General features: G+C 67.7%; 8 protein-coding genes. 3 read left to right on the top strand and 5 right to left on the bottom strand.

What is annotated here, in order from left to right; translation table 11 throughout:
• Positions 1-51: 51 nt before the first annotated feature.
• The 4 genes from PKH97_RS08625 to PKH97_RS08640 are packed head-to-tail and all read right to left on the bottom strand — an operon-like array spanning position 52 to position 4401.
• Positions 52-1983, bottom strand: coding sequence for a potassium transporter Kup (locus tag PKH97_RS08625; RefSeq protein ID WP_324386999.1), 1932 nt, complete (start codon positions 1981-1983; stop codon positions 52-54).
• A 39-nt stretch (positions 1984-2022) separates the two neighbouring features.
• Positions 2023-2847 (bottom strand): hypothetical protein, encoded by an 825-nt coding sequence (locus tag PKH97_RS08630; RefSeq protein ID WP_324387000.1) that lies wholly within the window; start codon positions 2845-2847, stop codon positions 2023-2025.
• Positions 2844-3596 (bottom strand): hypothetical protein, encoded by a 753-nt coding sequence (locus tag PKH97_RS08635; protein ID WP_324387001.1) that lies wholly within the window; start codon positions 3594-3596, stop codon positions 2844-2846. Before PKH97_RS08635 ends, PKH97_RS08630 begins: the two co-directional genes overlap by 4 nt.
• Before the next feature lie 7 nt (positions 3597-3603).
• Positions 3604-4401 (bottom strand): hypothetical protein, encoded by a 798-nt coding sequence (locus tag PKH97_RS08640; protein WP_324387002.1) that lies wholly within the window; start codon positions 4399-4401, stop codon positions 3604-3606.
• A gap of 93 nt (positions 4402-4494) precedes the next feature.
• Between PKH97_RS08640 and PKH97_RS08645 the strand changes: the two genes are divergently transcribed.
• The gene (locus tag PKH97_RS08645; protein ID WP_324387003.1) at positions 4495-7176 is read left to right on the top strand and encodes an NB-ARC domain-containing protein; all 2682 of its coding nucleotides are present in this window, start codon (positions 4495-4497) and stop codon (positions 7174-7176) included.
• On the opposite strand, the gene PKH97_RS08650 is transcribed toward PKH97_RS08645, so the two are convergent.
• Positions 7166-8371, bottom strand: coding sequence for an acyl-CoA dehydrogenase family protein (locus PKH97_RS08650; RefSeq protein ID WP_324387004.1), 1206 nt, complete (start codon positions 8369-8371; stop codon positions 7166-7168). The genes PKH97_RS08645 and PKH97_RS08650 overlap by 11 nt on opposite strands.
• A 258-nt stretch (positions 8372-8629) precedes the next feature.
• On the opposite strand from PKH97_RS08650, the gene PKH97_RS08655 reads away from it, so the two are divergent.
• On the top strand, positions 8630-9865 hold the full coding sequence (locus PKH97_RS08655; protein WP_324387005.1) for a hypothetical protein: 1236 nt from the start codon (positions 8630-8632) through the stop codon (positions 9863-9865).
• A 112-nt stretch (positions 9866-9977) separates the two neighbouring features.
• A partial coding sequence (locus PKH97_RS08660; RefSeq protein WP_324387006.1) for an MFS transporter occupies positions 9978-11214 on the top strand: 1237 nt, incomplete at its 3' end.

Below are 11214 nucleotides of genomic sequence, written 5' to 3' on the forward strand. Positions count from 1 at the left end.
GTCGTCATGGAGTCAGTGTCTCAAGAATCCCTGGACGATCGCTGAACGGCTCTAGAACCGCACCTGGGCGCCCATGACGACCGTGCGCCCGATCGGCAGCCGGAAGTAGTCGACCGGCGTCGCCGCGTTGTGCGCGAGCCCGACGAACAGCCGTTTGCGCCACCCCGCCATCCCCGGGCGATCCGAGCGGTGGATGGTGATCTTGGACACGAAATAGACCGCGCTGTCGAGTTCGGCGTCGAGCCCTTGCTCGATGGCCAGCGCCAAGGCGGCGGGGACGTCCTGATCGTCCTGGAAGCCGAAGGCGAGCGCCACGTGCGAGATGTGGTCATAGGGATCGCCCAATGTGTCGATCGCGATTCGCTCGCCGAGCGGGATGTGCGGAACATTCCGCACCCGCGCCGACACGATGACCGTGCGTGCGTGGATGACCTGATTGAAGTTGATGTTCTCCCGCAGGGCCAGGGGCACGGTCTCGGCATTGGGATGGAGGAAGAAGGCAGTGCCGTCGACATGCGCGAGGTGTCCCGAATGCATGACGTCGAGGAAGGGGAGCAGCTCACCCTCGAGGCTGACGCGGCGCGCGGTGACCAGGGTCGTCCCCCGCCGCCACGTCATCATGACGAGGCTGATGGTCGCGGCGACCAGGAGCGGCAGCCATCCGCCGTGGAGGACTTTCGCGGCGTTGCCGGCGAAGAAGTTGACCTCGAGAACCCCGAACGACAGGGCGAACGCGGCGATCTGCCAATGCTGCCAGCGGTGGCGCGCCGCGGCATACACACAGAAGAGGCCCGTGGTGAGCATGAGGTCGAGGGTGACCGCGACGCCGTATGCCGTGGCGAGCTTCTCGGAGGCCCGGAACGTCAGCATGAGCAACAGGACGCCGCCGAAGAGGAGCCAGTTGACCGACGCGATATAGATCTGTCCGCTCTCGCTGTGGGACGTATGCCGCACGGTCAGGCGAGGCAGGTAACCGAGCCGTTCCGCCTGGCGTGCGACCGAGAACGCACCGGAGATGACCGCCTGGCTCGCGATGATCGTGGCGGCGGTCGCCAGCACGACGAGCGGCAGCGACATCCAGTCGGGCGCGAGATGGAAGAAGGGCGAGACCGCGGTCTCGGGGTGATGGAGGATCTGCTGCGCCTGACCGAGGTAGTTGAGCGTCAGGCACGGGAAGACGAGCCAGAACCACGCGCGGAGGATCGGGGTGCGGCCGAAGTGGCCCATGTCGGCATACAGCGCCTCGGCACCGGTGACCGACAGGACGACCGCGCCCATGGCGATGAACGCGATGAACGGGTGGCGGAAGGCGAAGCCCACGGCGTGATGGGGCGAGAGCGCCCCGAGCACGTGCGGGTCCGCGATGATGTGCGGGATCCCGAGCGCGCCGAGGGCGAGGAACCAGATGACCATGACCGGCCCGAAGAGCCGCCCGACCTTCTCGGTCCCGAACCGCTGTCCGGCGAACAACACGGCGATGATCGTCACGCCGATCGGTAGGACGTACTTCTCCAGTCCCGGCGAGGCGACCTTGAGGCCCTCCACCGCGGAGAGCACCGAGATGGCCGGCGTGATGAGGCTGTCGCCGAAGAACAGCGAGGCCCCGATGACCCCAAGGATCATGACCAACCCGAAGCGTCGCCCACCCTGGGGCACGAAGCGCCGGGTCAGATAGGCGAGCGAGAGGATGCCGCCCTCGCCGTCGTTGTCGGCCTTGAGGATGAACATCAACTGCTTGATCGAGACGATCAGCGTGATCGACCAGAACACCATCGAGATGACGCCATAGACATTGGCCTCGGTCGGCTTCACCGCCCCGTCGTCGATCGTGAAGACGGTCTGCATCGCATAGAGCGGGCTGGTGCCGATGTCACCGAAGACGACGCCGAGCGCCGCGAGGACGAGGGCGGACACGTTGCCGTGTCCGCCGCCGTGCCCGGTCTCGTCAACTGAGTGCGACGGCTCCGTCGCGGCTGTGGTCACGAGGCCACATGGTATGCCGCCGGTCGTCCTCGAGCGCCGTCAGGCGGTGTTCATCCAGGTGCGGACGTTCTCGAGGACCTCCTCGCTGAGCCGGACCCCGAAGTTGGTCTCGAGTTCCGGGTCACCGGCCACGTGGACTCCGACGATCGTCTTGCCGATGGGGAGTTCCAGGTCGGCGACGATGGCCGCGCCGCTCTCTCCCCGGAAGGTGTTGATCCGATAGAAGAGGAAGTGCTCGAGATCCTCGGGGCGGATCGGGCCCATGTCGGTCCACATCGTGTCTGCCGGCCGCTTGTCGCCCGGATAGCCGGTGATCCGGGCGAGATCCGGCAACTCGATATCGCCCGCGGCATACATCCCCATGATGGGATTCGGAAGGGCGTCGCGCAGCCGGACCACGGCGTAGTCGTACGTATACAGAGTGACGTCTCCGACATTGCCCCCCGACTCGTTGGGGTTGGGCGGACTCTTGGTGAAGTAGTCCTCGGTGATGAACGCCCGGGTCGCCGGGACGAATCCTCCAGGGAGGGTGTCGCCGTCTCGGCTCCGGGCGAACCAGATATTCCTCGCCCAGCCGCCGATATCGTTTCCGAAGACGTTGTGCGCGGCCGTGAGGAGGTGGTGGCGGTCGATCAGGGTGGCCGTCCCCGTGTAACGCCCCCCATTGGGGAAATCCATGATCAATTGGCCGAATGTGGACCACGGATACGTCGTGGTATCGGTCACGCGGCGTCGCGTGTCGGGGGGAAAGACGATCTGGGGCAGCGGGCCCGCTTCTGCGGACGTGGGGGTCGTGGCTCCGGTCCATGCAGTCCCGGCAAGCGCGTGACCCGCGCGCTGGAAGGTCGAGGTCTGTGCGGTCATTCCTTGCTCCTTGGAATCTCTTGCCGGCTGGCGGTCAGCTCGACCACATATGTGGCCGGCGCCGTGCCCAGCCGGGCGATGATGTCCTGCCGCAATCGCGAGTAGACCGTCTCGTTCAAGGTCATCTGGACCGAGCGGAACTGCGCGAGAAAGGCCAGGGACCAGGTGAAGAACGTGGTCAGCTCCTGGTGGAGCTGCCAGGCGACAGCCACGGCGGCGATCGTCGGATCGCGTGTGGCCAGCGCAGCCGCGGGGATGAACATGGCACGGTCGGCGCCGGCGATGCTGCGACCCCAGACCTTCATGCCCGGAGCGGTGGGGGGCAGCTTCTGGGCCACCGCCATCCCCCCGGCGCACAGCTGGGCGGCCGATGTCGGCAGCAGACCCGTGACGAGTGCCGGCCACTCCGTCCCGAGGGGAAGCTCGCGACCCGGTGGCCGGTTGTCGCGTTCGACGATCCAGCCGACGCCCTGCAGCACGTCGAGCCACACGCTCATCCATGCGTCTGGTGCGGTGCGCCGGTCATTCTGCGCGTCTGCCGCCAGCTGGGCGAACAACAGCGAATAGGTCACATCCGCGGCAGGTTGAGTGGGCATGGCGCTGTCGTAGGCGATCAGGATGCCCTGATTGACCTGCGTGCTTCCCCCGACCGCGACCACCGCCGGTTCGGGGTGGTCACTTGCCGCGGTGGCGGCGGGTGGCAGGCCGCCGAGCTCGATCGACGCGATGTCGGCCGGGTTCATCGCCACGACCGACTCAGCTCGGGAACTTCAGTGGAATGTTGAGGACCAGGTCCTTGGCGAGGTCACCGAGGCGTTCGACGATCTCCTTGCGCACCGTCTTGTAGACGTCGTCGTTCAGCACGAACTTGCCGGCGGCCTGCTCGATCTTGACCGATGTCTTGCTCCACTCGAACCACAGGAACCGGGAGGTGACCTTGTTCGCGGTGAATTGCAGGCCCGCCAGGACCATGACCACATCGCCGTTGGGCAGCTGGTCGACGGGGAAGATCTGGAAGGTGCCATTGCTCCCGTTGTTGGAGTTGGAGTCCCAGACTGCGATCTGCTTGGAGTCATCGGACAGGCTCTTGAGTCCGTCCATGGTCGCCGCGACGATGGCGACCTCGTTCGCCGTCGCGATGGCGGCCAGGATGTCAAGCACGGCCTCGTTCATCGTGAACGTGGACTTCTCTGAATTGTAGGCCTTGAAGGCGAAGGCGGGGTTGATCCAGCCGATCTGGCCGAGCACCTCGGTGTACCGAAGATACCACTTCATCGGATCGGTGAACTTGTCGTAATCGTAGTTCGCGGCGAGTTGGGCGAAGAGTGTCGAGTTCTGGACATCGCTCTTGCCCTGGCCGCTGAGCTTCTCGGTGAACGAGGTCAGACTGCCGGCGTTGACACTACCGCTCTTGGTGTTATCGGCCGCGAGCGAGCCGTCATCCTGCCCGTCCGCCATGGCGCGGGCCGCGGCGATCCGGTCCAGCATTTCTGCGAGGTCGTCGCGGGTGGGAAGTTGGGTCTGGCGAACGAAGTCCAGGGCTTTGTCGGACATACCTGTTCCTTTCCTCGGTGAGCCATTTCGGCCTGCCCTGTCACCGTGCTGCCATTCGCAGGTGGGCGTCAATCCCGGAAACCGATGGAAAAGATGGGAGAATACTGGAGGCGGGCGGAGGAGCACGGGGACATCGTCTGGACATCGACCAGCGGATGCGAAACCACGGAGACCTCGCTAGGGTCGCCATCACGGTCAGGGCACGGCCGCGATCCCGAGGAGGGCGATGTCGACGTGGTGGAGGGTCCGCCCATTCGGCTGACGCTCTTCGGACCACTCGCGCTCACCGTCGAGGGGGAGCCGGTTCGCGGCCTGCGTAGCCGCAAGGCTGTCCTCCTGCTCGCCTTGACGGCCACGGACGACACGATGACCCGCGACGAGGCGGCGGCGCTTCTCTGGCCGGACCTGGAACGGACACACCGGCGCGCCGAGTTCTCCCGTGTGGTCTATGACCTGCACCGGCGGCTCGGTCCCGTCCTCGGCCGACGCGGGGGTCCACTGCGCTTGGATCCGCACCTCCTCGGCCATGACCTGCTCGACCTCGCGGCGGCGGAGGCGAGCGACGACCCTGAGTGCTGGCGTGCGGCGCTCACGAGGTTTCGCGACCCCTTCCTCCAGGATGTGCCGGCGGGTGGGCCGCTGCGCGACTGGGCCGACGACCACCGCCGGCGCCAGGATGCCCGGCTGGCCGCACTCACCCGTCGGGGCGTGCAGCACGACCTCCTCGATGACCTCGCCGCCGTGGCTGCTCCGTCCCGGCTTCCGGTCCCCCTGGGCCCCCTCTTCGGTCGCGAGGACCTCGTGCGGGAGGTGCTCGATGCGGTGGCCTCTCCCGGTCCGGCGTTGATCACGCTGGTCGGCGAGGGCGGGATCGGCAAGACCCGGGTGGCCCTGGACGTCGCCCAATCCGCGCGCTCCGACGCCGCATTCGACACCGTGGGCTTCGTCGCCCTCAACGCCGTGCGGCATGCGGACTTCGTCATCGAGTCCGTATGCCGTGCGCTCGGCACGACGGGCGGCTCGCGTCCGTGGGAGGCCGTCCGCGCCCGGGTGGAGGGTCGACGCGTGTTGTTGGTCCTGGATAATGTCGAGCAGATCGACGACATGTGGACCTGGATCCGCCGCACCCTGGACAGCTTCCCCACGCTGTGCCTGCTGGCCACGGCACGTCGCCCGGTCGGCCTGGTCGGCGAGCAGCTGATCCCTGTGCGCGAACTCGACCCGAGCACCGCAGCCACGCTGCTCGGCTACCAACTGCGCAAGAGCGGGGTCCCGGAACGGGACCGGCCCGACGACGCCCGACTGCGCGCCCTGTGTGACCACTTGGACGGCTTGCCGCTCGCGATCGAACTGGCCGCGGTCGCCGCCGGACGCGTTGGCTGGGCGGGCCTGGTCGACCGGGTATTGGAAGAGATCACCGTCAACCCTGCCGGCGAGCGCGATCGACCCGAACGACATCGCACCCTGAGGGCGGCGGTCCACTGGAGCTACCGGCTGACACCACCGGCGAGCCGGCGGGTCTTCGCCGACCTGGCGACCTTCGGTGGCGCGGCCGATGTCGACGCGATCGCCGCGGTCTCCGGGCGCTCACCACGGACCACGCGGATGGCACTCGAGGACCTGGTCGCCATCGGTCTGGTGCGGCGCCGGTCCACCGGTGTCCAGGCCCAGCCCTACTACGGATTGCGACAGTCGGTGATCCCGGTCGCCGAGGAACTGCTCGATCGCGGTGGGCGAGCAGCGCTGGTCGAGGCGCGGCATACGGCCCATTTCCTCGCCCGCGCCGAGGCGACCCGCCGTGGCGGACGCGATGCGAGCGGGCGGAATCAGTTGGACCGAGTGGAGGCACTGGACGGCGATATCCACGAGATCCGCCTGGCCATGCAGCGAGCGGCCGGACGCGGGACGGTCGAGATCGCCGCATGGTGCCGGGCCCTCAGCCTCTACTGGAAGGTGCGGCACCACGACCACGAGGCGCGTCGCTGGCTGGACTGGACCCTGGCTCGACGCGCCGACCTGCCGACCTCGACCACGGCCGCGCTCTTGATCGATGCCGTCTTCGTCGACGACAAGCTCGGCGACCGAAGCGCGGCGGTCCGGCACGCGGGCGAACTCGCCGCCCTCGCCGTCACCAGCGCCGACCCGGAGATCCATCTCTGGGTCCGCGCGCACGCCGCGGGGCGCGCCCTATTCGACGGCGACGCCACCCGGGCCAGGAACGCGGCCGAGTCCGTGGCGCAGGACGCCCAGGCCGCCGAGCACCGCGAGGTCGGCGTCACGATGCTGGCGACCCTCATGTATGCCGAGATCCTCACCGGCGATCTCCGCGCGGCGGCACGGGCGGCCGACCGCGGCCTCGCTGCGTGCGACGAGGCGGCTGACATGATCTGGCGTCCCGTCCTCCTGGGCGGTCTGGCCAGGGTTCGGCTCGTGGAGGGAGATCCCGCCGGTTCGGCCAGGCACCTGATGTCAGCACTCGAGCTCACGGTCCGCGTCGGCGATGCCTTCCACGAGAGCCCCGTCTTCCTGGAGGTGGCCGGATGCCTGACAGCGTTGGGCCAGTTCGAGGCCGCCGCGCGGACGCTCGGGACACTCGCGCACATCCAGCGTCAGGCGGGGATCGTCACGATGGTCACCGACATCGACCCCGACGCCCTCGCCGGCCGGATTCGCGAGGCGATCGGGGGAACCGACTTCGAGACCCAGTTCGCCGCGGGCGAGCGGCTCACGGCGGCCGTCGCGGCGGAACAGCTCCGGGTCGTGCTCAGCCCTTGAGCTTGTAGTCCTCGAGCAGGCGTCGGCCGATGATCATCTTCTGGATCTCGGCGGTTCCTTCGCCGATCAGCAGCATCGGGGCCTCGCGGTAGAGCCGCTCGATCTCATACTCCTTGGAGTAGCCGTAGCCGCCGTGGATGCGGAAGGACTGCTCGACGACATCGGCGCAGTTCTCGGCGGCGAGGTATTTCGCCATGCCGGCCTCGAGGTCGTTGCGGGCGCCGGAGTCCTTCAGGCGCGCGGCCTTGACCATCATCTGGTGGCTGGCTTCGACCTTGGTCGCCATGTCGGCGAGCCGGAAGAGGATGCCCTGGTGTTCGGCGATCTTCTTGCCGAAGGTCTCGCGCTGCTGGCTGTAGGCGATGCCGAGTTCGAAGGCGCGCATCGAGACCCCGCACGCCCGGGCGGCGACGTTGACACGGCCGACCTCGACGCCGTCCATCATCTGGTAGAAGCCCTTGCCCGGCTCGCCGCCGAGGATCTGGGCCGAGGTGGTGCGGTGGCCGGTGAGGACGAGTTCGGTGGTGTCGACCCCCTTGTAGCCCATCTTGTCGATCTTGCCGGGGACCGTGACGCCCTGCGCGGTTTCGCCGAAGCCGGCGGTCTTGTCGATGAGGAAGGTCGTCATGTTCTTGTAGGGGCTGCTCGACTCGCCCAGGTCGGTGCGCACGAGGACAGCGACGAGGTTGGAGGAGCCACCATTGGTCAGCCACATCTTCTGGCCGTCGATCACCCAGTCGTCGGTATCGCCCTGCCGCACCGCCTTGGACTTGATGGCGGCCACATCGGAGCCGAGGCCGGGCTCGGACATCGAGAACGCCCCGCGGATCTCACCGGTCGCCATCTTTGGCAGGTAGTGCTGCTTCTGCTCCTCCGTGCCGTGCTGGATGAGCATGTAGGCGACGATGAAGTGGGTGTTGATGATGCCGCTGACCGACATCCAGCCGCGGGCGATCTCCTCGACCGTCAGCGCGTAGGTGAGCAGCGACTCGCCGAGCCCGCCGTACTCCTCGGGGATCATCAGGCCGAAGATCCCCATCTCCTTCATGCCCTCGACGATCTCGGTGGGGTATTCGTCCTTGTGCTCCAGGTCGGTCGCGACGGGAATGATCTGCTCGTCGACGAACTGTCGGACGAGATTGAGCAGTTCCTGCTGCTCCTCGGTGAGATTCTCGGTCGTCTGGAGCCGGGACATGCGTCGATCGCCACCTTGCGTCGGGGATTTCGGGCCTCACGCCAGTATGCCGAGACGCGCCTCGCGCGCCTACGCGTCCCGGGTGTGAGGCTAGGCACGCATGGGTCCCGGGAGGAGCCCAAGGCGGCTCTGGACAATTGGCCAGGTCCTTAACCACATAGCCGCCCACCTGCGGATATATCGTGCTGAGGCGGCCGCGCGGGCTGGGGAGCGAACCCCCCGCGGCGATTTCCAGAACCCGAAAGGCATAGGTCATCCATGTCGGAACGTAACCAACACCCCTCCCGCCGCACCATCGCCAAGGGCGCCGCGTGGACCAGTCCCGCACTCCTGATGGTCGCGGCCTCCCCGGCATTCGCCGTCTCCCCCAAGCCGGATCTCACCACCACGATCACCCCGGCGACGTCGACGACCCACACCAATGGTGCGGTGTCGGGGGTGACCTACACGATGACCAACAGTGGCACCGCCGCGACCAACGGTCAGACGCTCATCTACACCATTCAGAAACCGACCACCGGCACGCTGACGCTCGGCACCCTTCCGGCCGGATGGTCGCTCTCCAGCGAGAATGGCACGTCCTACACCCTGGTCTACACGGGCACGCTGGCCGCCGGCGCCTCGGCTCCGGCGATCCCGGCCACCTATGTCGCCGGCCCGACTGCGGGGACCGTCTCGCTCACGGCCGCGGTGGCCCTCGGAGCGGGTGGCGAGGTTGTCACGAGCAACAACGCCGCGTCCGCGTCCGTGACCGTGACCGCATCCGCGGCCTGCAAGTCGACCACCATGACCTGGGCGGCCAGCACGACCAAGACGACGAACCCCTACGACTTCCAGGTCACCGGGACGACCTACCCGCTCTATGCTCGCGTCACCTACACCGAGACGGCGGCCCAGGACACGAACACGACGAAGTACCAGTTGACTCGGGGCAAGAACGCATGGGGCCAGGTGTCGGCTGACTTTTTCGGCAACCTGTCCTACAACCAGTACGCCATCAACACCACCGGCGGCGGCAACGACCTCATCCTCAGCCAGAAGGCCGGCACCGGCGCAACGACGGTCACGGTCAGCTTCTACCAAGACGCAGCTCGCACCATCCCGGCCTACGTCAACAACCTGGTGGTCCCGCTCGACGACTTCTCGACCCAGCGGACCTACCCGGGCGGCACCTATGACCCCACCTGGTCCTACCAGGAACTCTGGTCGGTCTCCGGCGCTACGGCTACGGGTGCGGTCACGCCCACCAAGACCGCTTTGCAGAATCCCTACAACGCCACCTCCACGCTGGCCAATGTCTCCGGCTCCGGCACACTGGCCGACCCGTGGAACTTCCCGGTCGCGTTGACCAACTCCAGCCGCAACCAGGTCGGCGGCAACCTCATCACCTCCTTCTCCTCTCCGGTCACCTCCGTGACGGTGACCTACGGATCAAACTCCACCATGACGGGCCGCCAGAGCGCCGGCCTGGGCCAATTCACCCTCTGCTACTGACCGGCGTTCCGCCCGAGAGGTGCGTGCGGCCGGGAAGCCCGACGGGCTCCCCGGCCGCGCTCGTGTCGAAACGATTTGAGCGTCGCTGACCGAGGGCGGACAATGGTGCCCCGTGCGTCGCTTCTTCTCCCCCTATCGCGTGCTGAAGGCGATGCCGCAGACCGGCCACTTCCTGCTGGCGGCGTATGTCGCGCGGATGGGGATGGCGATGTTCGGCGTCGCCATCGTCGTCATGATCGCGACGCGCCGGGAGTCGTATGCCGTAGCCGGCGCCGTCTCCTTCGTCGGCCTCGCCTCGATGGCCGCGGGCGGGCCGATGCTCGCCCGGATGGTCGACCGCTACGGGCAGCGGCGCATCGCCCTGCCGGCCGGACTGCTGGCCCTGGCCGGACTGCTGGCCCTGGCCCTCGAGACCTATCTGGGTGCGCCGACATGGGTGCTGCTGGTGACGAACACCTCGAGCGCCCTCGCGCCCGCGGTCGGGACGCTCGTGCGATCCCGCTGGGCGCATGTCCTCGACGCGGATCCCGCGGCGCTGCATGTCGCCAACTCGTTCGAGCAGGTCAGCGAGGAGTCCTGCTTCGTCCTCGGGCCCGCGCTGGGGGCCGGCCTGGCGACAGCCGTCTTCCCCGAGGCGGGCTTGTTGGTGGCGGTCACGCTGTTCGGCATCGGCTTTCTCGCGCTGATGAGCCACCGGATCAGCGAGCCACCGGTGCACACGGCAGTCGAGAGTCATCCGCTCGGCGCGTTCCGGGCGGCGGGGCTCGTGCAACTCGCGGTCACGCTCATGCTCACCGGCGCGGTGTTCGGGTCGATGGACGTCGTCGTGCTCGCGTATGCCGATGCCGAGGGCGTCAAGGCGTGGGGCGGGCTGTTGCTCGGGCTGTTCGCCGCGGGATCGCTGGTCGGCGGTCTCGTCTATGGCCTGGTCGAGGTCGCCGGGCCGGTCGCTCACCGGGTGACGTGGTGGACGTGCGCGATGTTCGCTGGGCTCCTGCCGCTGCTGTGGGTGCCGGGGGTGCTGATGCTCGGGGTCAACGGCTTCATTGCCGGCCTGTTCATCGCGCCGACGTTGATCACGTCGATGTCGCTGTGCCAGCGACTGGTTCCCGCCGCACAACTCAACGAGGGGATGACGATCGTCGTCACCGGGTTGCTCATCGGTGTGGGGATCGGGTCGGCGATCGCCGGGCAGATGGTCGAGGATCAGGGTGCGCACGCGAGCTTCGCAGTCCCGGTGATCGCCGCGGCGCTCGCGTTCGTCCTCGCAGTGATCGGGCGCGCTCGGTTGCGCCGCGCCGAAGCGGCTGCTGTGGCCGTGGCCGGCGGCTCAGCCGGCGGGGGTGACC

Source organism: Nostocoides sp., from assembly GCF_035343835.1.
GTDB lineage: Bacteria > Actinomycetota > Actinomycetes > Actinomycetales > Dermatophilaceae > Nostocoides_A > Nostocoides_A vanveenii.

Excerpts from the sequence above, each read along its gene's own strand:
- PKH97_RS08640 (WP_324387002.1), bottom strand. The coding sequence starts at position 4,401 with ATGTCCGACAAAGCCCTGGACTTCGTTCGCCAGACCCAACTTCCCACC.
- PKH97_RS08650 (WP_324387004.1), bottom strand. The coding sequence starts at position 8,371 with ATGTCCCGGCTCCAGACGACCGAGAATCTCACCGAGGAGCAGCAGGAA.
- PKH97_RS08655 (WP_324387005.1), top strand. The coding sequence starts at position 8,630 with ATGTCGGAACGTAACCAACACCCCTCCCGCCGCACCATCGCCAAGGGC.
- PKH97_RS08645 (WP_324387003.1), top strand. The coding sequence starts at position 4,495 with ATGGGAGAATACTGGAGGCGGGCGGAGGAGCACGGGGACATCGTCTGG.
- PKH97_RS08630 (WP_324387000.1), bottom strand. The coding sequence starts at position 2,847 with ATGACCGCACAGACCTCGACCTTCCAGCGCGCGGGTCACGCGCTTGCC.